Below are 24,980 nucleotides of genomic sequence, written 5' to 3' on the forward strand. Positions count from 1 at the left end.
CGCAGCAGGACTGGTGAAGGCTCGACCTTCACGGTAACTCTGCCACTCCAGCGCTGACGAGGGCCGAGAGTACGATGACGGAGGCGGGAGCGAGCACGCCGCGGACCGGCACCTACGGCAGCCCCGCGCGCGTCCCGACCGGGATCGCCGGGCTCGACGAGATCCTCGGCGGCGGCCTGTTCGAGGGCGGCGTCTACATCGTCCAGGGCACGCCCGGCAGCGGCAAGACCATCTTCGCCAACCAGGCCTGCTTCACGCATGCGGCCGAACGCGGCGCGCGGGCGCTCTACGTCACCCTGCTCGCCGAGAGCCACGCCCGCATGCTCGGACACATCGCCGGGCTGGCCTTCTTCGACGCGGGCGCGATCCCGGACCGGCTGACCTACCTGTCGGCCTTTCGCACCCTGCAGGACGAGGGGCTGGCCGGCCTGCTCGCGCTGCTGCGCCGGGAAGCCGCCGAGCGGGAGGCCGACCTGCTCATCCTCGACGGCGTGATGGCGGCGGAGGAAAGCGCGGATTCGGCCCTCGAATTCAAGAAGTTCATCCACGAGCTGCAGACCCAGGCGGCGGCCAGCGGCACGACGGTGCTGCTCCTGACCAGCGCCTCGGCGGGCGCCCCGATGGCGGCGGCCGAGCACACCATGGTGGACGGGCTCATCGAGCTGTCGAGCCGCCTGCACGGGCGCCGGGCCGAGCGCGACCTGGAGGTGCGCAAGTTCCGGGGCAGCGGCTTCCTGCGCGGGCGCCACAGCTTCCGCATCACGGACGAGGGCGTGGTGGTCCATCCCCGGACCGAGGCGCGCTTCCGCGAGCCCAGCCGGCGCGACCACGTGACGGGGCCGGCGGTCTCGCTCGGCATCCCGGCCCTCGACGCCATGCTGGGCCGGGGCCTGCCGCTCCATTCCACGACGCTGCTCGTCGGCCCCTCCGGCATCGGCAAGACGACCCTCGGCCTGCAATTCCTGGGGGCCGGGCCGGGCGAGCCCGGCCTGCTCGTCGGCTTCCACGAGAGCGAGGCGGCGCTCACGGCCAAGGCGCGGGCGCTCGGCCTGCCCGTCGCCGGGGCGATCGCCGATGGCGCCGTCTCGCTGATGTGGCAGCCGGCGACCGAGGGGCTGATCGACGAGATCTGCGACCGGCTGCTCGCGACCGTGCGGAACCTGGGCGTCCGGCGCGTGTTCATCGACGGACTCGACGCGATGAGCCGCCTGACCGAGGACGGGGACCGGATCATCCGCATCGTCGCCGCGCTCACGGCGGAGCTGCGGGCCCTCAACGTGACGAGCGTGGTCACGATGGAAACCGATCTCACCGGGCTCGCCGCAGGTCAGCCGCTCAGCGGCGTGTCGCTGAGGGGAGCCTCCGCCATCACCGAGAACATCCTGGTCATGCGCTTCGTCGAGCAACGCTCGGCCCTCCATCGCATGGTGTCGGTGATCAAGGCCCGCGACAGCGCCATCGACCAGCGCCTGCGCTGCTTTGCGATCCGGGACGGCGGCATCGCCGTCGAGGACGGGCCGGAGCGCGCCGAGGCGATCCTGGCCGAACTCCAGCACCTGCCCCTGCGGCGCGGCGGGGAGTGACGGGGTGGCGACGGTGCTCATCGTGGACGACGAATTCGGCATCGCCGAACTCTTGGACGCGGTTCTCACCGACGAGGGCCACACGGTGCTCACCGCCGCCAATGGCCGTCACGGGCTGATGCGCCTCGCCGAGGCCGAGACCAAGCCCGACCTGATCCTGCTCGATTTCATGATGCCGGTGATGGACGGACCGGCCATGCTGCGCGCCCTGGCGGAGGACGCGGCGACCGCGGCGATCCCGGTCGTGCTGATGAGTTCGATGCCGGAGGCGGCCGTGCGCGAGCGCTGCGACGGCTACACGGCCGTCCTGCGCAAGCCCTTCCGGCTGAAGCAGGCGCGGGACGCGGTGACGGCGGCGCTCGGCGGGGCCGGGCGGGACTGATACGGTTTCCGGAAGATCACTTTCGGAAACCGTATCACGAGCCCGCGCGGCGCCTGAGCGAGGCCGGTTTCCGCATCGCGAAGCGATCATCCGGAAACCGTATGAGGACCGCCCGCGGGGAATCGCCTGAGAGATGGCCCTGCCCGCATGCCCTCGCGGGCTCGTCACCGTCGCGCGGCGCCTCACGTCGGCCGGCGCGGGCCGACCCGTCGAGCCCGGGATGAGCGGCCCGCCATCCTCTGTTCGGGATCGAGCGGTTCGGGCCGGGTCGGCGGATCGCCACGGAACCGGCACGCAGCGCTGCTTCCAGATGCGGGCCGACGATCCGCGGCTCGGGCGCGCCGCGGACGGGACCGTTCCGGAGTTACGGCGGCGTGAGCCTGCATGAGCATGGAAGCCGCGTGATCCTCTACGAGGCGCAAGGCGGGCGGCATGTGATCATCGCGGTCCGCACGGCCCGCCGTCCATCGGCTGTTCGTTCGAACGTCACGCAGGCGTTCCGTTAGACTGTTGCCAGCGCTGCGGATATCCTCCACCGGGACCATACCGGGGGGAGCTTGGCCATGGAGCCGGACGGCAACGCGGCGCGGCATGAGGAGGAGATCACCCCGGCGGGACCGGCCCTCTTCGCGCGGCGGATGGCGGAGGGCGAGGCCTCTCCCGATCTCGACCTCGATCAGCTGCTCGCCGCCCTCCAGGCGATGCGGGCGGGCGATTTCAGCGTGCGCCTGCCGGGCAACCTCACCGGCCGCTCCGGCAAGGTCGCCGACACCTTCAACGAGATCGTGGCCGCCAACGAGCGCATCGCCGGGCAGCTCGAACGGGTGGGCCAGGTGGTGGGGCGCGAGGGGCGCACCCGCACCCGCGTGCGCTTCGACCTCGGCCAGGGCGCCTGGGGGGAGATGGAGACCTCCGTCAACACCCTGATCGACGACCTCGTCTGGCCGACCACCGCCGTGACGCGGGCGGTCACCGCGGTGGCCCGGGGCGACCTCCTCCAGACCGTGCCCCTCGACGTGGACGGGCGGGCGCTCCAGGGCGAGTTCCTGCGCTCGGCCACCATCGTCAACGCGATGATCGAGCAGCTCGGCGAGTTCACCTCGGAGGTGACCCGCGTCGCCCGCGAGGTCGGCACGGACGGCAAGCTCGGCGGGCAGGCGCAGGTGCGCGCGGTGACCGGGGTCTGGAAGGACCTCACCGAGAGCGTCAACTCGATGGCCTCGAACCTCACCGCCCAGGTGCGCAACATCGCCGAGGTGACGATCGCGGTCGCGAACGGCGACCTCTCGAAGAAGATCACCGTCGACGTGCGCGGCGAGATCCTGCAGCTCAAGGAAGCCATCAACACGATGGTGGACCAGCTGCGCTCCTTCGCCTCCGAGGTCACCCGCGTCGCCCGCGAGGTCGGCACCGAGGGGCAGCTCGGCGGTCAGGCCATCGTGCCGGGCGTCGCCGGCACCTGGAAGGACCTCACCGATTCGGTGAACGCCATGTGCGGCAACCTCACCGCGCAGGTGCGCAACATCGCGCAGGTGACGACGGCGGTGGCCCGCGGCGACCTCTCGCGCAAGATCACGGTCGACGTCTCGGGCGAGATCCTCGAACTCAAGAACACCATCAACACGATGGTGGACCAGCTCAACGCCTTCGCCGGGGAGGTGACCCGCGTCGCCCGCGAGGTCGGCACCGAAGGGCGGCTCGGCGGCCAGGCGCAGGTGCCGGGCGCCGCCGGCACCTGGAAGGACCTCACCGACAACGTCAACTCGATGGCCTCGAACCTGACCGCCCAGGTGCGCAACATCGCCGAGGTCTCGACGGCGATCGCGAGCGGGGACCTGTCGAAGAAGATCACCGTCAACGTCTCGGGGGAGATCCTGGAGCTGAAGGAGACCATCAACACGATGGTCGATCAGCTCAACGCCTTCGCCTCCGAGGTCACCCGCGTCGCCCGCGAGGTCGGCACCGAGGGCAAGCTCGGCGGCCAGGCCCAGGTGCCGGGCGCCGCCGGCACCTGGAAGGACCTCACCGACAACGTCAATTCCATGGCCGGCAACCTCACCGCCCAGGTGCGCAACATCGCCGAGGTGACGACGGCGGTGGCCCGCGGCGACCTCTCGCGCAAGATCGCCGTCGACGTGAAGGGCGAGCTTCTGGAGCTGAAGAACACCATCAACACGATGGTGGACCAGCTCAACGCCTTCGCCTCCGAGGTCACCCGCGTCGCCCGCGAGGTCGGCACCGAGGGCAAGCTCGGCGGCCAGGCCCAGGTGCCGGGCGTCGCCGGCACCTGGAAGGACCTCACCGACACCGTGAACGTGATGGCCGCGAACCTCACCGAGCAGGTGCGCGGCATCGTCAAGGTCGTGACCGCGGTGGCGGACGGCGACCTCACCCAGAACCTCACGGTGGCCTCGAAGGGCGAGGTCGCGGCGCTCGCCGAGACCATCAACAACATGACCCGGACGCTCGCGACCTTCGCCGATCAAGTGACCACGGTCGCCCGCGAGGTCGGCGTCGAGGGGCGGCTCGGCGGACAGGCCAACGTGCCGGGGGCGGCCGGCACCTGGAAGGACCTCACCGGCAACGTGAACCTGCTCGCGGCCAACCTCACCACGCAGGTGCGCGCCATCGCGGAGGTCGCCACCGCCGTGACCAAGGGCGACCTGACCCGCTCGATCCAGGTCGAGGCCCGCGGCGAGGTCGCGGAGCTCAAGGACAACATCAACACCATGATCGGCAACCTCCGTCTCACGACGGAGCGCAACACCGAGCAGGACTGGCTGAAGACGAACCTCGCCCGCTTCACCAACATGCTGCAGGGCCAGCGCGACCTCGCCACGGTGGGCCGCACCCTGCTCTCGGAACTCGCGCCGCTCGTCGAGGCGCATCAGGGGGTGATCTACCGGGTCGAGGGCGGGGAGGCGGGCCCGGTCGGCCTGCGGCTGCTCTCGGCCTACGCGGATGGGGGCGCGGCGGGCCACCCCGAGCGGCTCGCGGTGGGCGAGGGGCTGATCGGCCAATGCGCCCGCGACGCGCGGCGCATGCTCATCGCCGAATTGCCGACCAGCGCGACGCCCGTCGTGTCGGGCCTGTTCCGGGCCTTGCCGCGCAACGCCATCGTGCTGCCGGTGCTGTTCGAGGGGCAGGTCAAGGCGGTGATCGAACTCGCCTCGCTCACCACCTTCACGGCCCTGCAGATCTCCTTCCTGGAGCAGCTCACCACCGGCATCGGCATCGTGCTCAACTCCATCGAGGCGACGATGCAGACCGAGGGGCTGCTCAAGCAGTCCCAGGAACTCGCGGGCGAATTGCAGATCCGCCAGCGCGAATTGCAGCAGACCAACGAGCAGCTGGAGCAGAAGGCCCAGCAGCTCGCCGACCGCAACGACGAGGTCGAGGCCAAGAACCAGGAGATCGAGCGGGCCCGCCGGGCCCTCGAGGAGAAGGCGGCGGAGCTCGCCCTCACCTCCAAGTACAAGTCCGAGTTCCTGGCCAACATGAGCCACGAGCTGCGCACCCCGCTCAACTCGATCCTGATCCTCGGCCAGCAGCTCAGCGAGAACCCGGACGGCAACCTGTCCGAGCGGCAGGTGGAATTCGCCCGCACGATCCACGGCGCGGGCACCGACCTGCTCAACTTGATCAGCGACATCCTCGACCTGTCGAAGATCGAATCCGGCACGGTCTCGGTGGAGGCCGAGGAGATCGGCGTCGCCAACCTGCTTGCCACCATCGCCCGGCCGTTCCGGCACGAGGCGGAGAACCGGCGCCTGTCCTTCGACGTCGAGATGGCGCCGGGGCTCGGCACCCTCGTCACCGATTCCAAGCGCCTCCAGCAGGTGCTCAAGAACCTCCTGTCGAACGCCTTCAAGTTCACCGAGCAGGGCGGCGTGCGCCTGCGCGTCGCGCCGGCCACGGGCGGCTGGAGCGCCGACCACCCGGTGCTCGCGGGCGCGCCCACGGTCGTGGCCTTCGAGGTCTCGGATACCGGCATCGGCATCCCGCCCGAGAAGCAGCGGATCATCTTCGAGGCCTTCCAGCAGGCGGATGCTGGCACCAGCCGCAAGTACGGCGGCACCGGGCTCGGCCTCGCCATCAGCCGCGAACTCGCCAACCTGCTCGGCGGCGAGATCCAGCTGCGCAGCGCCTCGGGGGTGGGGAGCACCTTCACCCTGTACCTGCCGCTCGCCTACGGGGGCGCGGCGAGCGTGCTCCCGGCCGCGCCCCGCCTGCCGGCCCGGACGGCGGCATCGCCCGCTCCGGTGGCCGAGACGGCGGCGAGCGACGACCGCGAGACCCTGCAGCCCGGCGACGCGGTGCTGCTCGTCGTCGAGGACGATCCGCATTACGCCCGGGTGCTGGCCCAGCTCGCCCGCGACACCGGCTTCAAGGTGGTCACCGCGAGCCGCGGGGCCGACGCGCTGGCGCTCGCGCGCCGCCACCGCCCGACCGCCGTCTCCCTCGACGTGTTCCTGCCCGACATGCTGGGCTGGACGGTGCTGAGCCACCTCAAGCAGGATCCGGCGACGCGCCACATCCCGGTGCAGATCGTGACGCTCGACGAGGACCGCCGCCACGGCCTCGCCCGCGGCGCCTTCGCGTTCCTGTCGAAGCCGACCACGCCCGAGCATCTCGGCTCGGCGCTCCAGCGCATCAAGAGCTTCGCCGAGCCGCGGCGGCGCCGGCTCCTCATCGTGGAGGACAACCCGGCCGAGCGCCTCGGCATCGCGACCCTGCTCGGGCATCAGGACATCGACATCGTCACGGCCGAGACCGGCACGGAGGCGCTGGCGGCCCTGCGCACGCACGGCATCGACTGCGTGGTCCTCGACCTCAAGCTCCCCGACATGACGGGCTTCGAGGTGCTGGAGCGGCTGCGCGAGGACGACACCCTCGCCGACCTGCCCGTGGTGGTGTTCACCGGCCGCGCCCTCTCGCCGGACGAGGATGCCCGGCTCCACGCGCTCGCCCGCAGCGTGGTGGTCAAGGGCGTGGAATCGCCCGAGCGCCTGCTCGACGAGACCGCCCTGTTCCTGCACCGGGTGGTGGCGGACCTGCCCCCCGAGAAGCAGCGGATGCTGGAGCGCCTGCACCGCTCGGACGAGGATCTGGTCGGGCGCACGGTCCTCCTCGTGGACGACGACGCGCGCAACATCTTCGCCCTGTCGAGCGTGCTGGAGCGCCGCGGCATGCGGGTGCTCACCGCCACGACCGGGCGCGAGGCGATCTCGATCATCGAGGCGCGGCCGGATGTCGCCATCGTGCTCATGGACATCATGATGCCGGAGATGGATGGCTACGAGACCATGCAGGTGATCCGCGCCAATCCGGCCTTCCGGCGGCTGCCGATCGTGGCGCTGACCGCCAAGGCGATGAAGGGCGACCGCGAGAAATGCCTGGAGGCGGGCGCCTCCGACTACCTCGCCAAGCCCGTCAACACCGAACAGCTCCTCTCGGCGCTCCGCCTATGGCTGCACCGCTGACCTTCCTGCCCGCCACCGGCACGCCGCCCGAGGCGGAGGCCTCGCCGCCGGTGCGGCGGGCGGACGAGCGCGTCAACATCCTGCTGGTGGACGACCAGCCGGGCAAGCTGCTCAGCTACGAGGTGATCCTGAGCGAGCTCGGCGACACGCTGCTCAAGGCCACCTCCGCCCGCGAGGCGCTGGAGCACCTCCTGCGCACCGAGATCGCCGTGGTGCTGATCGACGTCTGCATGCCCGAACTCGACGGGTTCGAGCTCGCGACGATGATCCGCGAGCACCCGCGCTACCAGCACGTGGCGATCATCTTCGTCTCGGCGATCCAGATCAGCGACCTCGACCACCTGCGCGGCTACGAGGCGGGGGCGGTCGATTACGTCCCGGTGCCGGTGGTGCCGGCGGTGCTGCGCGCCAAGGTGCGGATCTTCGCCGAGCTCTACCGCAAGACCCGGCAGCTGGAGCGGCTCAACGCCGAGCTGGAGCGGCACGTCGCCGAGCGCACCGCCGCGCTCGAAGCCTCGACGGCGCGCCTGCGCGAGAGCGAGCAGCGGCGCAGCCTCGCGCTCGCAGCCGGGCGGATGGGCTCCTGGGACTGGGACCCCGCGACCCGGGAATACACCTGGGACGAGGGCCAGTACCGGCTGTTCGGCGTCGATCCGGCCGGGTTCGTGCCGACGCCCGAGAGCGTCGATGCCCTGCTCCACCCGGAGGACCGGGCGCGGATGCGGGCGCTCGGCCGCCACGCGGCGCGCACGGGCGAGCCCTTCGACGCGGAGTTCCGGATCGTGCGGCCGGACGGGGAGACCCGCTGGTGCGTGGCGGGGGCGGCCACCACCCTCGATGCGGCCGGTCGGCGGCGGCTCAGCGGCGTCACCCACGACATCACGGCGCGCAAGCGGGCCGAGGAGGCCCTGATCGACCTCAACCGGGAGCTGGAGCGGCGCATCGAGGAGCGCACCCGCGAGCGCGAGGCGGCGCTCGCCCAGCTCTTCGAGGCGCAGAAGCTCGACACGATCGGCCAGCTCACCGGCGGCGTGGCGCACGATTTCAACAACCTGCTGATGGCGGTGCTGGGCTCCCTCGAACTCCTGGAGAAGCGCCTCGATCCGCAGGACGACCTCGCCCACCGCCTGGCGGGCAACGCGATCCAGGGGGCGCAGCGCGGCGCGGCCCTGACCCAGCGCCTCCTCGCCTTCGCCCGCCGCCAGGAGCTGCGCCCGCAGACCGTGGCGGTGGCGGGGCTGGTCGAGGGCATGCGGGACCTGCTGGAGCGGGCGCTGGGACCCAGCGTCGCCCTGGTGATGCTCCTGCCCGCCGACCTGCCGCCGATCCGCATCGACGCCAACCAGTTCGAACTCGCCCTCCTCAACCTCGCGGTGAATGCCCGGGACGCGATGCCGGCGGGCGGCACGATCACCCTCGACGGCAGCGCCGTGGCGCAGGCGCCCGGCCTGCCCCCGGGGCCCTATGTGCGCATCGCCCTGACCGATACGGGCATCGGCATGGACGCGGCGACCCTCGCCAAGGCCACCGAGCCGTTCTTCACCACCAAGGGGCCGGGCAAGGGCACGGGGCTCGGCCTGTCCATGGTGCAGGGGCTGGTGGCGCAGTCGGGCGGAATCCTGCAGGTGTCGAGCGCGCCGGGGCAGGGGACCACGGTCGCCCTCTGGCTGCCGGCTGCGGCGGCGGTCGAGGCCGAGCCGGCGGCGGCCGCGCCGCTGGCGGATCCGGCGGCGCTTGCGTCCTGCACGATCCTGGTGGTCGACGACGATCCGCTCGTGCGGATCGGCACCGCGGCGATGCTGGAGGATCTCGGCCACGTCGCCCTCGAGGCCACCTCCGGCGCGGAGGCGCTGGCCCTCCTGGAGAGCCGGCCGGGGATCGACCTCGTGGTGACGGATCACGCCATGCCGGGGATGACCGGCCTCGACCTCGCCCGTCGCCTGCGCGCGGCGCATCCGGCCCTGCCGGTGATCCTGGCGACGGGCTTCGCCGAGCTGCCGAGCGAGGGCGAGACTCCGCTGCCGCGCCTCGCCAAGCCGTTCAGCCAGGAGGAGCTGGCGATGCTGCTCGCGGCGGTGCTGGTGCCGGAGGCGCCCTGACGCGCGCCTCCGCCGCGTTCGCGGAAGCGGTCACCGGTTCGGCGGCGACGATGCCGCGTCAGCCCGGAACGACGTCGAGCGGAACGACGTCGAGCCCTTCGGCCGGAAACGCCCCGCCTCGCGGGACGCAGAGCACCCGCACGCCGGCGTGGCGCGCGATCGCCTCCGCCACGGTCTCAGGGGGCGTCGGGGCGCCGGGGGTCTCGCTCACCACCACGGAGACGAGGGCCACCCCGTGACGACGCAGGGTCTCGATCGCGGTCAGCGCGTGGCTGATCGCCCCGAGATAGCTGCCCGAGACGAGCAGGGCCGGCAGGCCGAGCGCCGTGAGCCACGCGAGGCCGGTCGCCTCGGCGGTGAGCGGGCTCATCAGCCCGCCGACCCCCTCGACCAGCACCGCCGTCCCGGCGGGCGCCCGCGCGATCGCCTCCCGGCACCACGCCACGAGATCCGCGAGGGCGAGGCTGCGGCCCTCGCGCGCCGCGGCGAGATCGGGGGCGAGCGGTGCGGCGAAAAGCCAGGGCGTCGTCGCCGACACCGTCTCGGGCCTCACCGGCAGATCCTGGGCGGCCAGGAGCTGGGCGGTGTCGCTCAGCGCGAAATCCGGATCGGCGAGGGGCGGCACGCCGCTCGCGACGGGCTTGAGGGCGACGACCGGCCGCCCGGCCGCCCGCAGGGCCCGGGTCAGTGCCGCGGTGACGTAGGTCTTGCCGATCTCGGTGCCGGCGCCCGCGACGAAGAGCGCGCTCATCCGCGCGCCCCGAGATCGACGAGAGCCTGGGCCAGGGCGTCGACCTCCGCCTCGTCGTGCGCCGCCGAGAAGGCGACGCGCAGGCGCGCGGTGCCGGCGGGCACGGTGGGCGGTCGGATCGCCACCACGAGGAAGCCGCGCTCCTCCAGGGCCCGCGACAGGGCGAGCGCGGCCGGGGCCTCGCCGATCAGCACCGGCACGACGGCGCTCTGCGCCTCGGGAAGCCCGAGGCGGGTCGTGAAGCGGCGCGCGAGCGCGAGGGGCCGGGCCGCCCGGTCGGGCTCCGCCTCGATCACCGCGAGCGCCGCCAGCGCCGCGGCGGCGGAGGCGGGGGGCAGGCCGGTCGTGTAGACGAAGCTGCGCGCCCGCGAGGTCAGGAGGTCGATCACCGCCCGCGAGGCGCAGAGATAGCCGCCGTAGCTGCCGAGCGCCTTCGAGAGCGTGCCCATCTCCAGGGGCGCGGTGTCGTCCGGCCCGACCACGCCGAGCCCGTGCGCGTCGTCGACGAGGGTCCAGGCGTCGAAGGTCCGCGCGAGGGCGAGGATGCCGGCCATGGGCGCGCGGTCGCCGTCCATCGAGAAGACGCGCTCGGTGACGACGAGCGCGTGGCGGGCGCTCCCGCGCTCGCGGGCGAGCAGTTCCTCGAGATGGCCGAGGTCGTTGTGGCGGAAGGGCAGGGTGCGGGCGCCCGAGAGCCGCGTGCCCGCCCACATGCAGGAATGGCCGAGTTCGTCGATGAGGATCAGGTCGCCCGCCCCCGCGAGCGCGGGCGTGATGCCGAGATTGGCGAGGTAGCCGCTGCCGAAGACGAGGGCCGCCTCGTGGCCCTTGCGCCGGGCGAGCGCCGCTTCGAGTTCGGCGAAGACCGGATGGTCGCCGGTGACGAGGCGCGAGCCGCCGCTGCCGGCGCCGAAGCGCTCCAGCGCCTCCCGCGCCGCCGCGATCACGGCGGGGTGCGTGGCGAGGCCGAGATAATCGTTGCAGGAGAACGAGACCACCGGGCGCCCGCCGCGCTCGGCCCGGGCCCCGCCCGTGCGCGCGGTGGGAACGAGGCGGCGGCGCAGGCCCGCTTCGTCGAGCCCGGCGAGCTTGGCCTGGGCGAAGGCGTCGAGGCTGGGAGTGTGGGGTGCCGGCATCGGGGCGCTGTGGCGCCGGCAGGCCATCGGTGTCAAGGCGGCTGCGGATAGCGCTTTGGCGGAGAGCCGCTGCGGAATCCCCTGGTCGCGGGGACATGAAAATATTTGACTCAGTCAATAAAACCGGTCACCGTTCTCGGGCCTGGGGAAAGCCATGACCGCGCCGTCAGCCCACACCGACGATCCCGTTGCCGCCGTCCGCGCCTTCAACCGCTTCTACACGCGGCAGATCGGCCTTCTGGACGAGGGTCTGCACCGCAGCGCCTTCTCCCTCACCGAGGCGCGGGTGCTCTACGAACTCGCGCATCGCGACGGGCTCACCGCCAGCGATCTCGGCCAGGATCTCGGGCTCGACGCGGGCTATCTCAGCCGCCTGCTCAAGCGCTTCGCCGCCCAGGGGCTCCTCCTGCGCGCGCCCTCGGCCGAGGACGGCCGCCGCCAGGTGCTCGCCCTGACGGAAGCCGGGCGCGGGGCCTTCGCGCCCCTCGACGCGGCCTCCCGGCGCGAGGTCGGCGCGATGCTGGACCGCCTGCCCGAGGCGGACAGGGCGGCCCTGGTGCGGGCGATGCGGACCGTGCAGCGGCTCCTCGGCGAGCCGCCCGCGCCGATCGCCCTGCGTCCCTTCCGCCCGGGCGACACCGGCTGGATCATCCACCGGCAGGGCCGCCTCTACGCGGAGGAATACGGCTGGGACGACGGCTTCGAGGCCCTGGTCGCCGACATCCTCGCGGGGTTCGCGGCGAACCACGACCCGGCCCGCGAGCGCGGCTGGGTGGCGATGCGCGGGGACGAGCCGGTCGGCAGCATCTTCCTGATGCGCCAGTCGGACGCGGTGGCCAAGCTCCGGCTCCTCTACGTCGAGGCGGCGGCGCGGGGCACCGGCACCGGCCGGCGGCTGGTCGAGACCTGCCTCGCCTTCGCGCGCGAGGCCGGCTACCGGCAGGTGACCCTCTGGACCAACGACGTGCTGGTGCCGGCCCGGCGCCTCTACGAGCAGGCCGGCTTCCGCCTGACGGAGAGCGCCCCCCACCGCTCCTTCGGGGCGGACCTCGTCGGCGAGACCTGGACGCTCGACCTCGCGGCTTGACACCACCGCCCGTTCGGGCCGAAGCCGCCCGCATGAGCGAACCCCGCGACGATCGTCTCTGGCGCCCCTACACGCAGATGAAGACGGCCGCCCCGCCGTTGCGGGCGGCGCGCACCCGTGGCAGCCGCATCGTGCTGGAGGACGGGCGCGAGCTCGTCGACGGCATCGCCTCCTGGTGGACGGCCTGCCACGGCTACAACCACCCCCACATCAAACAGGCGGTGGCCGCCCAGCTCGACGCCATGCCGCACGTGATGTTCGGCGGGCTGACCCACGCGCCGGCTGAAGCCCTCGCGCACCGCCTCGCCGCGCTCCTGCCCGGCGACCTCGATCACGTCTTCTTCTCGGATTCGGGCTCGGTGGCGGTCGAGGTCGCCCTCAAGGCGGCGGCCCAGGTCTGGCTCAACCGGGGCGTCGCCGGCCGCAGCCGCTTCGCCGCCTTCCGGGGCGGCTATCACGGCGACACGATGGGGGCGATGTCGGTCTGCGACCCCGAGGAGGGGATGCATCGCCGCTTCGGCCGCTACCTGCCCGAGCAGGTCTTCTTCGACCTGCCCGACACGCGCGCGCGCGAGGCCGCCCTCGATGCCGGGCTCGCCCGCCACCGCGACACCCTGGCGGGGGTGATCGTGGAGCCGCTGGTGCAGGGGGCGGGCGGCATGCGCCTGCACCCGCCCGAGGTGCTGGCGAGCATCGCGCGGCTCTGCCGCCGCCACGGGCTGATCCTGATCCTCGACGAGGTCTTCACCGGCTTCGGCCGCACCGGCACCTTGTTCGCCTGCGAGCAGGCGGGCGTGGTGCCGGACCTGATCTGCCTGTCGAAGGCGCTCACCGGCGGCACCCTGCCGCTCGCCGCCACGGTGGCGACGGCCGAGATCTTCTCCGCCTTCTGGTCGGACGACCCGGCCGCCGCGCTGATGCACGGGCCGACCTTCATGGCGAACCCGCTCGCCTGCGCGGCGGCGAATGCCAGCCTCGACCTGTTCGCGCGCGAGCCGCGCCTCGCCCAGGCCAACCGCATCGCGGCGCTCATGGAGGAGGGCCTCGCCCCCCTGCGCGGCCGGCCCGGCATCGTCGACGTGCGGGTGCTCGGCGCCATCGGGGCGGTGCAGCTCGCGCCTCCCCTCGACCTCGCCGGCCTGAAGGCGGCCTTCCTGGAGCGGGGCGCCTGGGTGCGCCCCTTCGGGGACATCGTCTACCTGACGCCCGCCCTCACCATCCCGGAGGGCGACCTCGCGCTGCTCCTCGGCGCCATGCGGGCGGTGCTCGGCGGCGCCTGACCGGTCAGGCCGGGACGCGGCAAGGCTCGGGCACCAGGGCCGCGGCGACCGCCTCGGGGCTCGCGAACAGATGGGCGGGCTGCTGGGCCGCCAGCGCCTCGGCCCGGGTGTAGCCCCAGGCCACCGCCCCGAAGGCGAGGCCGCAGGCCGCGGCGGCCTGCGCATCGCGGATCTCGTCGCCGAGGCAGACCACGCGCTCCGGCGCGATCCCGCTCGCCCGCACCACGGTCCTGAACCGGCGGGCCTTGCCGAACAGGGCCGAGCCGCAGGCGAATTGCGCGATCCGCGCCGCGCTCTCCAGGCCGAGCACCCGGCGCACGATGTCCTCGCGGTTCGAGGTCACGACGGCGAGGCGGATCCCGCCCGCGTCGAGGCGCTCCAGCAGGGCGGGAATGCCCGCGAAGGGCCGGATCTCCGCGATGTCGCGGGCGGCGAGATCCCGCATGTGGCGGGCGATGAACGGCAGCTTCCAGCCCGGCACTTCGAGGCGCCGCAGGACCTCCCGGGCGCCGAGGCCGCGCAGGGGCTCCACGTCCTCCGGGGCGATGCGCCGGAAGCCGTAGCGGTCGGCAACATCGTTCAGCACCCGGCAGAACCAGGGGAAGCTGTCGGCCAGGGTCCCGTCGAAATCGAGGATCGCGAGCCCGTACGGACCGGCCGGGTTCACCGGCAGTAGCGCGGCAGGCGGCGCTTCCAGCGCTCGCCGACGCGCAGCTCGTCCTCGCGCCGCTTGCCCCGGGGGGCCGCCTCGGCGCTGCCGCTCCGCGCGGCGGCGAGGGCGGCGGGCACCGGAGCCGGGGCGGGCGGCGCAGCCGGCACGGGCGCGGGCGCGGGCGCGGGCGCGGGCGGAGCGGGCGGCTCGTCCGGCCAATCCTCGGGCCAGACGAAGCCCTGGCTCGCCGGCGGCGCGGCGGGCTTGCGCACGATCGGCCGCCGGCGGCGGAAGATCGGCTCCTCCTCGACGACGGGCTCCGGCTCGGGCGGCGGCTCGGGCGGCGCGATCAGGCTCGGCAGCACCCGGCGCGAGGCCGCGGAAGCGGAACCGCGCGCGGCGCGCGGCGCGGGCGCCGCGGCCTCGGGGGCCTTGCCGAAGAGACCGGGCGCGGGATCGAAGCGGCCGGATTCGCTCGCGGCAGCGGCCTCCTCGATCAGGCCGGTTCCGGCCCAGAGGGTGCTCGCCTGCGGCTTCGGCGCGACGGCCTCGCTGGTGGCGGCGATGGGAGAGTTGCGGGTACGTTTGATCTCGACCGTGAACGACGGTCTCGCGCGGTAGCGCGTCATCGAGTGTCCTGAAGCGATCTGTTCGGGATGGCGCCCTCCGCACACTGCGCCGGCGCCTGCCCCTCACTTAGGATGAGACGCACCCCTTGTCCATGCGGGAGGTTAATAAAGTGCCAACAAGCATGATCTGGAGGATGTCGGAGCGTTTAAGGGCAGGGGAAAACGCCGGAGCCGCAAGTTCAGGACGTGTCCTGTGCCGCTCCGCAGCGGGCCGCGGAGCGGGTGCAGCATGAACATCTTCGTTCTGACCGGCGCCGGCGTCTCGGCGGAGAGCGGGCTCGGAACCTTCCGCGACCCGGGCGGGCTGTGGCGCCGGTTCGACCCCGCGCGGCTCGCGAGCCCCGAGGCCTTCGCGGCCGATCCCGACGAGGTCCACGCCTTCTACAACCTGCGGCGGCGCGGGGTGTGCGAGGCCGCACCGAACGCCGCGCACCGGGCGCTCGCGCGCCTGCAGGCGGCGCTGCCGGCGCAGGGCGGGCGCCTGTTCCTGTGCACGCAGAACGTCGACGACCTGCACGAGCGTGCCGGCGCGACCGAGGTCGTGCACATGCACGGGGAGATCCTGCGGGCGCGCTGCGGCTCCTGCGGGGCCTCGGCGCCCTGGCGCAGCGATCTGACCGTCGCGACCGCCTGCCCGGCCTGCGGGCGCGCGGGCGGGATGCGCCCGGACGTGGTGTGGTTCGGCGAGGTGCCGCTTCATCTCGACCCCATCGAGGCGGCCCTGGCGGCGGCGGATCGCTTCGTCGCCATCGGCACCTCGGGGGCGGTCTATCCGGCGGCGGGCTTCGTCGCCGCGGCGCGCCGCCGGGGCATCCCCACCCACGAGATCAACCTCGCCCCCTCCGACACGGCCCACATCTTCGACACCGCCGCCTATGGTCCGGCGACCGCGGCGGTGCCGGCCTTCGTCGGGGCGGTGCTGGCCGGCCGGATCTGACGGCCTCACGGCTGCCGGGCGCCGGGGCGGGGCGGCGGTCCGGGAACCGTCCCGCCCCGCTCGGCGCGGGCCAGGGCCTCGGCAATGGCGGCCCGCGCCCGGGCCCGGGGCGTATCGCGGCCGGGGCGGCAGTCCAGTTCGGCGACCGGAGCCGCCAGGAGTTCCGCCTCCAGCACCGCAGTGAGACGCTCCAGGGTGAGATCCGGCCGCCAGCCGGTCGGAGGTGGGGTCATGAGCGGGCTCCATCCGAAGACAGGCGCAGGAGCGCGCGGCGCATGCGCCTGCGCGCCGTATCGTAGGTGGTCTCGGACAGGCCGTACCGGGACCGGATCTCCGGCGGTGTCGCCCCCTGGGCGAGGCCATCGAGGATCGCCAGCACCGTGGCATCCCTCTCGAAGAGGCCGCGGAGGGCCCGCAGGGCCTGGGCGGCGGCCAGGACGCGCTCGGGATCCGCCTGCGGCGCGGGATCCGGCTCGGCCTCCACCCTCGTCTCGCCGGCCGCGACCATCACCCGGCGCTCGCGCTGCAGGCGGCGCCAGTGGTCCTGGCAGAGGCTGCGCATGCAGCCGGCGAGGAAGACCGTGAGCGGCAGGCCGGGCGGCCGGTGCCGCGCGCCGCTGAGGGCACGCAGCACCGCCTCATGCAGCAGGTCGGCCGGATCCAGCCCCGGTACGGAGCGGGCCCGCAGCCGGGCCACGGCTTCGAGCCGCACCAGATCGGCGTCGGACAGGGCGGCCAGGGCCTCGGCCAGATCGGGCCCATCCTCCTCGGGCGCGGCAGCGGCACCGATGCGTGATGGTCTCACCGCGAAAGCGTCCTCCACTCCGGGACTCTACGTGCGGCGGGAGACCGCGCGGACCCCGCACCGAAAAATTTCCGGGCCCGTCCGCGCCGACGCGCGAACCGCGTCTTGTGGGGGACAGATCCCGGAGACGACGGATGACGACGGACGACGACCTGCGCGCGCTGCGCCGCGCCTATGCCAAGCAGGTGGCCCATGCGGCACAGGCCGCCGATCCACGCCTGGAGGACGCCCTGGCGGACCTGCCGCGGGAGCGCTTCCTGCCGCCCGGCCCCTGGCTGCTCGCCCGCGGGTCGGGCGGCTACCGGCCGACGCCGGATGCCGATCCGGTCTACCTCTATCAGGACGTGCCCATCGCCCTGCAGCCGGAGCGCCGCCTCAACACGGGGCAGCCTTCCTTCGTCGCCGGGCTGATCGGCCACCTGCGCCTCGCCGCGGGCGAGACCGCCGTTCATGTCGGTTGCGGCACGGGCTACTACACGGCGATCCTCGGCCGGTTCGTCGGCCCACAGGGCGCGGTGCTGGCGATCGAGCACGAACCGGATCTCGCGGCACGGGCCCGCCAAGCTCTCGGCGGCCTGCCGCAGGTGCGCGTCGTGGAGGGCGACGGCAGCGCGGTCCCGCTGCCTCCCGCCGACGCGATCCTGGTCACGGCCGGATGCACGCACCCTGCCGACCCGTGGCTCGACGCCCTGACGGCGGATGGACGCCTGATCCTGCCCCTGACCGTGGACAGGGGAGAGGGCATCACCGAAGGCGTGATCCTGCTCGTCGAGCGTCGGGGCGAAACCTTCGCGGCGCGCTGCCTCTGCGGCACGCGCTACTATCCCTGCATCGGCGCCCGCGACGCCGCCTCGGGTGCCGCCCTGGCGGCGGCCCTCGCCCGGGGCGGCGCCGGACGCGTCACCGCCCTGCGGCGCACCGATCTCGTTCCGGAGGAGGCTTGCTGGCTGCGCGCGCCGGGCTGGAGCCTCACTTACGCGTGACGTCCCGGCCGCTTCAGGGCGCGTAGGCGCTCGCGGCGGTGGGCAGGCCGGGGGGGCGGGAGGGGGAGAGGGGGCGCAGGCGCAGGGCCGCCCAGGGACCGGCGAGTTCGTAGAGGGAGCGGGCCTCGCCGCGGCGCTCGGCGCCGCGCAGGGGATCGCGCGAGACCGGCTCGATCTCGGCGGCGAGCCGCTGCTCGGGCAGGTTGACCCGGCCGCGCAGGGTCAGGGCGGAGGCGCCGGTGCGCACCTGTCCCTGCATGATCTCGCCGAGGCCGCCGGCCACCCCGAGCGTCAGCTGGGCCCGCTCGAAGGACAGCCGGCTGCCGCGGCGCAGCACCGGCTCGGCCCCCGGCACCTCCGCCAGGGCGACCCCCGCGATCTCCCCCTGGTCGATCGTCGCGGCGAGGCGCCCGCCGACCCGGCGCGTCATCTCGGCGAGGTCCGACCCGGCCGCGTCGAGGGCGAGGGAGCCGTGGAGCCGCCCGAGGACCGGCCGGGACAGGCCGAGATCCGCGAGCAGCGCGCCGAGATCGACCCGGTCGGCCGTGCCCTGCAGCTTGGCTTCGAGCCCGGACGAACCGCCGTCGAGGAGCACGGCGCGCCCCTTGACGGTGCCGCCCTGCACGGTCGCGCGTCCGAGGCTCGCCTCCACGGCGCCGGCCCGGACGAGGAGGCCCGCGGCGACGTCCTCGGCCTCGAGGGAACCGATCCGGGCCGATGCCGCCGAGAGGCGCAGGTCGAGGTCGCCGCCCGTCCAGGGCGCGAGGGCGAGGGGCGCGCGCACCCAGTCCGGATCGGACCGGCCGGGCAGCAGGGTCGACAGGTCGAGGCGCTCCGTCGCGAGGGTGCCCGAGAGGGCGAGGCGGCCGTCCGGCCCCAGGGTCGCGCCGCCCGCCCCGTCGAGCACCGTATCGGCCACGGCGAGCCGCAGGGCCGGCATCGCGAATTCGTCCGGCCGCGCCTCGAAGCGGCCCTCCAGGGTGGCCCGGCCGAGGACGGGGGCGAGCGGCGCCCGGACGCCGAGCCAGGCCAGGGTCTCGGGCAGCGCGCGGGTGGTGAAGCGGCCCTGGCCCGCCAGCAGCGGCCCGTCCCGCCAGGACCCCGTCCCGTCGAGATCGAGGCTGCCGGACGGCCAGCCGAAGGCCGCCTTGAGCGGGCTCGGATTCCCCGTGGCGAGATCGAGCGGGCGGGCGGCGGCGAGCACGATCGTGGCCGGCACCCCGCGCCAGGAGAAGCGGCCGGACAGGTCGAGCCCGGCCCCGGCCCGGGGCCAGCTCGCCGCGACGGCGAGGTCGCTCACGCGGTCGGGCCCGGCTTCGCCGACCGCGATCCGCCCGCCGGTGACGGCGAGACGGCGCAGGGGCCGGGCCCCCTCGGCGAGGCGCGCGGTCAGGCGGGCGAGGGGACCGGCCCAGCGGTCGTCACCCTCCCCCTCGGGCAGCACGAAGCGGGCATCGCCGAGCGTCAGGGCGGCGGCCTCGGCCTGGCCGGCGAGCAGCGCGCCGAGGCCGAGCTGCACCTCCAGCTCCCGGCTCTCGGCGAGCAGGCGGCCGTCGTTGAGGACGCGCACGCCCCGGAAGCGCAGGCGCGGCGCGGGCAGCAGGGCGAGGGTGGTCGGCCCCTCCGCCTCGAAGGCGAGACCGTAGGCCCGGGCGAGGTGGCGCCCGACGAAGGCGCGGGCCGCGGGCGTCGCGACGCCCCAGGACTGGCAGGCCGCAGCGGCGAGCGCCAGCGCCGAGGCGCCGCCGCAGAGGACCAAGATGGATCGGCGCGACATCGCTCCCCGGCTGATGGTGTGACCTCAGGTGCCCCCCACGGTCGCGCCGCCCGCCCGCAGGCGGCGCACGTTCCATCCCCTTGCCGCCTCCCATACTCTTTCGGGGACGATTTGTCTTCAGCCCCGGCGCGGCACGGGCCTTGCGGTCCCAAGCCGGAGCGTCGCAGTTTTCGTGCGGGTCCCCGGTGACCGCCCGCCCGAAGGATGCTTAAGAAGGGGTCTGTCGAGCACCCGCCTCGTGCGGGAGGTGGACGCGGCAGGCGCCGGATCCGCACGAGGTCCGGCGTCCAGGAGAGGAACCGCGATGAAGAAGGTATATCCCGACGCCACGGCGGCCCTGGCGGGCCTGCTGCGGGACGGCATGACGATCATGGCCGGGGGCTTCGGCCTGTGCGGCATCCCCGACGTCCTCATCGACGCCGTGCGCGAGAGCGGCGCGAAGGACCTCACCGTCATCTCGAACAATGCCGGCATCGACGGGGTCGGCCTCGGCGTCCTCCTGGAGACGCGCCAGATCAGGAAGATGATCTCGTCCTATGTCGGCGAGAACAAGACCTTCGCCCAGCAATACCTCGCGGGCGAACTGGAGATCGAGTTCAACCCGCAGGGCACGCTCGCCGAGCGCATCCGGGCGGGCGGCGCGGGCATCCCGGCCTTCTTCACCAAGACCGGCGTCGGCACGCTGATCGCCGAGGGCAAGGAGGTGCGCGAGTTCGACGGCGAGCACTACGTGATGGAGCGCGGCCTCTTCGCCGACATCGCCCTCGTGCACGCCTGGAAGGGCGACACCGAGGGCAACCTCGTCTACCGGAAGACCGCGCGCAACTTCAACCCGATGATGGCCACGGCCTCGCGCATGACGGTGGCGCAGGTGGAGCACCTCGTCCAGCCGGGCGAGATCGACCCCGACCACATCATCACGCCGGGCGTGTTCGTGAAGCGCCTCGTCCACCTGCAGAACCCGGCCAAGCGCATCGAGCAGCGCACCACCCGCAAGCGCCCCGATGCCGCCGCGGCCGGCGGCGGCGCCATCTAAGTCGAGGAGAGAGCTCAATGGCCTGGACGCGCGACCAGATGGCGGCCCGCGCCGCCCGCGAACTGCAGGACGGCTTCTACGTCAATCTCGGCATCGGCATTCCGACGCTGGTGTCGAACTTCATCCCCGACGGCATGTCGGTGCAGCTCCAGTCGGAGAACGGCATGCTCGGCATGGGTCCCTTCCCCTACGAGGGCGAGGAGGACCCGGACCTCATCAACGCCGGCAAGCAGACCATCACGGAACTGCCGACCACGAGCTACTTCTCGTCCTCGGATTCCTTCGCGATGATCCGCGGCGGCCACATCGACCTGTCGATCCTCGGCGCCATGCAGGTGGCCCAGAACGGCGACCTCGCCAACTGGATGATCCCCGGCAAGATGGTGAAGGGGATGGGCGGCGCCATGGACCTCGTGGCGGGCGTCAAGAAGGTCGTGGTGGTGATGGAGCACGTGGCCAAGGCGAAGGACGGCTCGGAATCCGCCAAGCTGCTCAAGGCCTGCGACCTGCCGCTCACCGGCACGCAGGTCGTCGACATGGTGATCACCGATCTCGGCGTCTTCGCCATCGACAAGAAGGGCGACGGCGGCATGAGCCTGATCGAACTCGCCGACGGCGTCACCGAGGAGGAGATCCGGGCCAAGACCGAGGCCGAGTATCGGGTGGCGCTCAAGAACACCTGAGACGGACTACGGGCCGGTCCCCGAGGAACCGGGGCCGGCCGCGCTCCTCGCCAGGGCATCGTCCGACGAAGTGGATCCCGGTTCGTCGCAGACAATGCGGTAACATCAAAAACCTGGAGCAGCGCCCGATTGCACCGTGATCGGGCGCCGCTCGAGACCTTGGAAGCGTGGCCCGCGGTCTCCCGGCGGGGATCCGCGGCCCATCGGACGCGACGCGGGTGGAGCGCCGGCTCGCACCGCGAATCCAACCCGATCCTCGCAAAGCCCGTGGCATGGGGCCCCGTGGCATGGGACCCGGTTTTCGGCGACGCCGGACCACCTCACGCGACATGCGGAGTGTGACGCGGCGCATCGCCGGTGCTTTCTTTCTGTCGTCCGAACCTGCGCGACGCCGGGCGAGGACACATGACGGGAGACGGCGCATGATCACTCTTTACTCCTATCCTGGGCTGTTCGGCGTCGCGGACAACAACGGCTACGGGCTCAAGGTATTCGCCTTCCTCAAGCTGACGGGCCTGCCTTTCAGGCAGGAGCACATCGTGGACGCGTCGGCCGCGCCGCGTGGACAACTGCCCTACATCGTCGACGGCGGAGACACGGTCGGCGACAGCGACGTCATCATCTCGCACCTCACGCGCCGGTACGGCTTGACCATCGACGCCGGGCTCACCCCGGCCCAGCGGGATATCGGCCACCTCGTCACCCGCATGCTCGACGACCTGTACTGGGTGATGTCCTACTCGCGCTGGAAGGATGAGCGGTTCTGGCCGGCGTTCCGGGACGCCTTGCGCCACGAGCATCCCGACTTGACGGACGAGCAACTCCGGACGGCTCGGGACTTCAACGCCCAGCGCTACTATTACCAGGGGATCGGCCGCTACGCGCCGGACGAGGCGTACGCGCGCGGCATCGCCGATCTTCGCGTTCTCGCCCATCTCGTTCCGGCGAGCGGCTTCCTGTTCGGAGAGAATCCGACCAGCTTCGATGCCGCGATCTACGGATTTCTGGCGAACATCCATTTCTACGACATCGAGACCCCTCTCAAGGCGTTCGTTGCGGGGCATGCCGATCTGGTCAGGCATTGCACGACGCTGCATGGCCTCATCGGCCGGGACGGAGAGATCGCTTCGCCGGCGTGAGGCGCGCGGCCGGCCGCCGCCCCGAAACGCCGGTCCGGGTTGCGCCCCGCTCGCTACCGGCAGCGCGAGCGCGCTGCTAGAGCCACTCTCCCGCCCGGAGCCGGCGCCAAGACCGGCCGGGCCTCGCCCGAGGATGCGCCCGTGCCCGCCCCCAGCTTGCCGGCCGACCGGCCGGATTCCCCCGCCGCGTGGCGGCGCCTCGCCGTCGCCGTGCTGCTCACCACCATCGGCGGCGTCGGCATGTGGTCCGTCGTCGTGGTGCTCCCCGCCGTGCAGGCGGAGTTCGGCATCGCCCGCGCCGCCGCCTCGCTGCCCTACACCCTCACCATGGTGGGCTTCGCCCTCGGCGGGGTGCTGATGGGGCGGCTCGCCGACCGCTTCGGCATCGTGCTCCCCCTCGTCATCGGCGGCCTCTGCGTCGCGGCGGGCTACGGCGTCACCGCCGTCGCCCGGAGCCTGTGGCCCTTCGTCCTGGCGCACGGCCTCCTCATCGGGGTCGGCTGCTCGGCCGCCTTCGCGCCCCTGATGGCCGACACCTCCCTCTGGTTCGTCCGGCGGCGCGGCATCGCGGTCTCGCTCTGCGCCGCCGGCAACTACCTCGCCGGAACGATCTGGCCGCCCCTCGTCCAGCACGCCGTCGCCACCCATGGCTGGCGCGCGACGCAGGCCGGGCTCGGGCTCATCTGCCTCGCCACCATGCTGCCGCTCGCCCTGCTGATGCGGCGGCGGCCGCCGCAGGCGGGCGGGCCTACGGCCGGGCCCGGGGGCTGGCCCGGCGGCGCGCCGGCGCTCGGGCTCTCCCCCGGCGGGCTGCAGGCGCTCCTCGCCCTCTCGGGGGTCGCCTGCTGCGTCGCCATGGCGATGCCCCAGGTCCACATCGTCGCCTATTGCGGGGATCTCGGCTACGGCGTCGCCCGCGGCGCCGAGATGCTCTCCCTGATGCTCGGCTTCGGCATCGTCAGCCGCATCGCTTCCGGCCTCCTCGCCGACCGCATCGGCGGGGCCGCCACCCTGCTCATCGGCGCCGTGCTCCAGGGCGCGGCGCTCGTCCTCTACCTGGTGTTCGACGGGCTGACCTCGCTCTACGTGGTCTCGGCCCTGTTCGGCCTGTTCCAGGGCGGCATCGTGCCGGCCTACGCGATCATCGTCCGCGAGGTCTTCCCGCCCGGCGAGGCCGGCGCCCGGGTCGGCATCGTCATCATGGCGACCCTGTTCGGCATGGCGCTCGGCGGCTGGCTCTCGGGGGTGATCTTCGACCTCACCGGCACCTACGCGGCGGCCTTCGCCCACGGGCTCCTGTGGAACCTCGTCACGGTCGGGATCGCCCTCTGGCTGATCCAGCGGCAGGCGCCGCGGGAGCGCCTCGCCGCGGCCTGAGCGGCCCGCATGCACCGCCGCAAGGGCGACCTTGCGGCGGGCCCGGTTTCCAAGGCGTCTCCGCTCCCCCATCCTCGGGGGCATGACGATCTCCATCGAACTCGGCCTCGACACCTTCGGCGACGTGACCGCGGCGCCGGATGGCGGCCTCCTCCCGCACGCCCAGGTCATCCGCGACGTCGTCGCGCAGGCGGAACTGGCCGACGCGGTCGGCCTCGATTTCTTCGGGGTCGGCGAGCATCACCGCGCCGATTTCGCGGTCTCCTCGCCCGAGACCCTGCTCGCGGCCGTCGCCGGGCGCACGCGGCGGATCCGGCTCGGCTCCGCCGTCACCGTGCTGAGTTCCGACGACCCGGTCCGCGTGTTCCAGCGCTTCGCGACGCTCCAGGCGGTGTCGAACGGCCGCGCCGAGGTGATCCTGGGCCGCGGCTCCTTCACCGAATCCTTCCCGCTCTTCGGCTACGACCTCGCGCAGTACGAGACCCTGTTCGAGGAGAAGCTCGAACTCTTCGCGGCCCTGCTCACGGGCGGGCCGGTGACGTGGCAGGGCCGCACCCGGGCGCCGCTGACGGAGCAGCGCGTCTTCCCGAGCCTGGAGACGCCGCTCACCACCTGGATCGGGGTCGGCGGCAGCCCGAACTCGGTGGTGCGGGCGGCGCATTACGACATGCCCCTGATGCTCGCCATCATCGGCGGCGATCCGGGCCGGTTCCGTCCCTACGCCGACCTCTCCCGGCGCGCCTACGCGCAAGCCGGACGGCCGGTGCGGCCGATCGGCGTCCACTCGCCCGGCTACGTGGCCGCGACCGACGCCGCGGCCCGGGAGGAGCTGTTTCCCGACTACAAGCGCATGCGCGACCGCATCGGCGCCGAGCGCGGCTGGCCGCCGATGACCCGCGAGGAATTCGAGCAGGAGGCCGATCACGGCTCGCTCTATGTCGGCTCCCCGGAGACGGTGGCGCGCAAGATCGCCGCGACGGTGCGGATGCTCGGCCTGTCGCGCTTCCAGCTCAAGTACAGCGCCGGCCCGCTCCCGCACGACAGGCTGATGCGCGGCATCGAACTCTACGGCATCCGGGTGGCGCCGCTCGTGCGCGCGCTGCTGGCCTGATACGGCTTCCGGAAGATCACTTTCGGAAACCGTATCACGAGCCCGCGCGG

At 73.2% G+C, this 24,980-nt stretch carries 19 protein-coding genes and 1 pseudogene; 13 read left to right on the forward strand and 7 right to left on the reverse strand.

Going from position 1 to position 24,980, the window contains the following annotated elements; genetic code table 11:
- Positions 1–74: 74 nt before the first annotated feature.
- From ACE101_RS24645 to ACE101_RS24660, 4 genes and pseudogenes are all read left to right on the forward strand, one after another.
- Positions 75–1,583, forward strand: coding sequence for an RAD55 family ATPase (locus ACE101_RS24645; RefSeq protein WP_379135312.1), 1,509 nt, complete (start codon positions 75–77; stop codon positions 1,581–1,583).
- A 4-nt stretch (positions 1,584–1,587) separates the two neighbouring features.
- Positions 1,588–1,965, forward strand: a complete 378-nt coding sequence (locus ACE101_RS24650) for a response regulator (RefSeq protein ID WP_379135314.1) — start codon at positions 1,588–1,590, stop codon at positions 1,963–1,965.
- Between the two features lie 1,073 nt (positions 1,966–3,038).
- Positions 3,039–7,448 (forward strand): annotated as a pseudogene (locus ACE101_RS24655) (response regulator); the annotation flags it as partial.
- Positions 7,433–9,547 (forward strand): response regulator, encoded by a 2,115-nt coding sequence (locus ACE101_RS24660; protein WP_379135317.1) that lies wholly within the window; start codon positions 7,433–7,435, stop codon positions 9,545–9,547. The pseudogene ACE101_RS24655 and the gene ACE101_RS24660, both read left to right, overlap by 16 nt.
- Before the next feature lie 58 nt (positions 9,548–9,605).
- On the opposite strand, the gene bioD is transcribed toward ACE101_RS24660, so the two are convergent.
- Both bioD and ACE101_RS24670 read right to left on the reverse strand, forming a co-directional pair.
- Positions 9,606–10,298, reverse strand: coding sequence for a dethiobiotin synthase (gene bioD / locus ACE101_RS24665; protein WP_379135320.1), 693 nt, complete (start codon positions 10,296–10,298; stop codon positions 9,606–9,608).
- Complete coding sequence (locus ACE101_RS24670; protein ID WP_379135323.1) at positions 10,295–11,434, reverse strand: aminotransferase class I/II-fold pyridoxal phosphate-dependent enzyme; 1,140 nt, start codon at positions 11,432–11,434, stop codon at positions 10,295–10,297. The genes bioD and ACE101_RS24670 overlap by 4 nt, the downstream gene beginning before the upstream one ends.
- A 154-nt stretch (positions 11,435–11,588) precedes the next feature.
- Between ACE101_RS24670 and ACE101_RS24675 the strand changes: the two genes are divergently transcribed.
- Both ACE101_RS24675 and ACE101_RS24680 read left to right on the forward strand, forming a co-directional pair.
- Positions 11,589–12,521, forward strand: coding sequence for a bifunctional helix-turn-helix transcriptional regulator/GNAT family N-acetyltransferase (locus ACE101_RS24675; protein WP_379135327.1), 933 nt, complete (start codon positions 11,589–11,591; stop codon positions 12,519–12,521).
- A gap of 32 nt (positions 12,522–12,553) precedes the next feature.
- Positions 12,554–13,801 carry an adenosylmethionine--8-amino-7-oxononanoate transaminase gene (locus tag ACE101_RS24680; RefSeq protein ID WP_379135329.1) on the forward strand — a complete coding sequence of 416 codons (1,248 nt, stop codon included), beginning with the start codon at positions 12,554–12,556 and terminating at the stop codon, positions 13,799–13,801.
- 4 nt (positions 13,802–13,805) lie between these two features.
- Here the strand turns inward: ACE101_RS24680 and ACE101_RS24685 are convergent, their stop codons facing one another.
- Both ACE101_RS24685 and ACE101_RS24690 read right to left on the reverse strand, forming a co-directional pair.
- Positions 13,806–14,468: an HAD hydrolase-like protein gene (locus tag ACE101_RS24685; RefSeq protein WP_379135331.1), complete on the reverse strand. Its 663-nt coding sequence runs from the start codon at positions 14,466–14,468 to the stop codon at positions 13,806–13,808.
- Positions 14,465–15,082, reverse strand: coding sequence for a hypothetical protein (locus tag ACE101_RS24690; protein WP_379135334.1), 618 nt, complete (start codon positions 15,080–15,082; stop codon positions 14,465–14,467). The genes ACE101_RS24685 and ACE101_RS24690 overlap by 4 nt, the downstream gene beginning before the upstream one ends.
- A 229-nt stretch (positions 15,083–15,311) precedes the next feature.
- Here ACE101_RS24690 and ACE101_RS24695 point away from each other — a divergent pair, with 229 nt between their 5' ends.
- Positions 15,312–16,019, forward strand: coding sequence for an NAD-dependent deacylase (locus tag ACE101_RS24695; protein ID WP_379135337.1), 708 nt, complete (start codon positions 15,312–15,314; stop codon positions 16,017–16,019).
- 5 nt (positions 16,020–16,024) lie between these two features.
- On the opposite strand, the gene ACE101_RS24700 is transcribed toward ACE101_RS24695, so the two are convergent.
- Entirely contained in the window at positions 16,025–16,252 is a 228-nt protein-coding gene (locus ACE101_RS24700; protein ID WP_379135339.1) for a hypothetical protein, read from the reverse strand.
- Positions 16,249–16,824 (reverse strand): RNA polymerase sigma factor, encoded by a 576-nt coding sequence (locus tag ACE101_RS24705; RefSeq protein ID WP_379135342.1) that lies wholly within the window; start codon positions 16,822–16,824, stop codon positions 16,249–16,251. The genes ACE101_RS24700 and ACE101_RS24705 overlap by 4 nt, the downstream gene beginning before the upstream one ends.
- Positions 16,825–16,958: 134 nt before the next feature.
- Between ACE101_RS24705 and ACE101_RS24710 the strand changes: the two genes are divergently transcribed.
- Entirely contained in the window at positions 16,959–17,807 is an 849-nt protein-coding gene (locus ACE101_RS24710; protein WP_379135344.1) for a protein-L-isoaspartate O-methyltransferase family protein, read from the forward strand.
- 13 nt (positions 17,808–17,820) lie between these two features.
- Here ACE101_RS24710 and ACE101_RS24715 read toward each other — a convergent pair whose 3' ends face one another.
- Complete coding sequence (locus tag ACE101_RS24715; protein WP_379135347.1) at positions 17,821–19,584, reverse strand: AsmA family protein; 1,764 nt, start codon at positions 19,582–19,584, stop codon at positions 17,821–17,823.
- Positions 19,585–19,888: 304 nt separating this feature from the next.
- On the opposite strand from ACE101_RS24715, the gene ACE101_RS24720 reads away from it, so the two are divergent.
- The 5 genes from ACE101_RS24720 to ACE101_RS24740 all read left to right on the forward strand — a co-directional run bounded on the left by ACE101_RS24720 (position 19,889) and on the right by ACE101_RS24740 (position 24,930).
- Positions 19,889–20,620 (forward strand): CoA transferase subunit A, encoded by a 732-nt coding sequence (locus ACE101_RS24720; RefSeq protein WP_379135348.1) that lies wholly within the window; start codon positions 19,889–19,891, stop codon positions 20,618–20,620.
- Positions 20,621–20,637: 17 nt separating this feature from the next.
- Positions 20,638–21,303, forward strand: coding sequence for a 3-oxoacid CoA-transferase subunit B (locus ACE101_RS24725; RefSeq protein ID WP_379135351.1), 666 nt, complete (start codon positions 20,638–20,640; stop codon positions 21,301–21,303).
- A gap of 422 nt (positions 21,304–21,725) precedes the next feature.
- Positions 21,726–22,442: a glutathione S-transferase C-terminal domain-containing protein gene (locus tag ACE101_RS24730; protein ID WP_379135353.1), complete on the forward strand. Its 717-nt coding sequence runs from the start codon at positions 21,726–21,728 to the stop codon at positions 22,440–22,442.
- 141 nt (positions 22,443–22,583) lie between these two features.
- Complete coding sequence (locus ACE101_RS24735; protein ID WP_379135356.1) at positions 22,584–23,819, forward strand: MFS transporter; 1,236 nt, start codon at positions 22,584–22,586, stop codon at positions 23,817–23,819.
- Positions 23,820–23,901: 82 nt separating this feature from the next.
- Entirely contained in the window at positions 23,902–24,930 is a 1,029-nt protein-coding gene (locus ACE101_RS24740) for an LLM class flavin-dependent oxidoreductase (RefSeq protein ID WP_379135358.1), read from the forward strand.
- Positions 24,931–24,980: the final 50 nt, after the last annotated feature.

The sequence above is a fragment of the Methylobacterium carpenticola genome (assembly GCF_042748905.1).
In the GTDB taxonomy this organism is placed as follows: domain Bacteria; phylum Pseudomonadota; class Alphaproteobacteria; order Rhizobiales; family Beijerinckiaceae; genus Methylobacterium; species Methylobacterium carpenticola.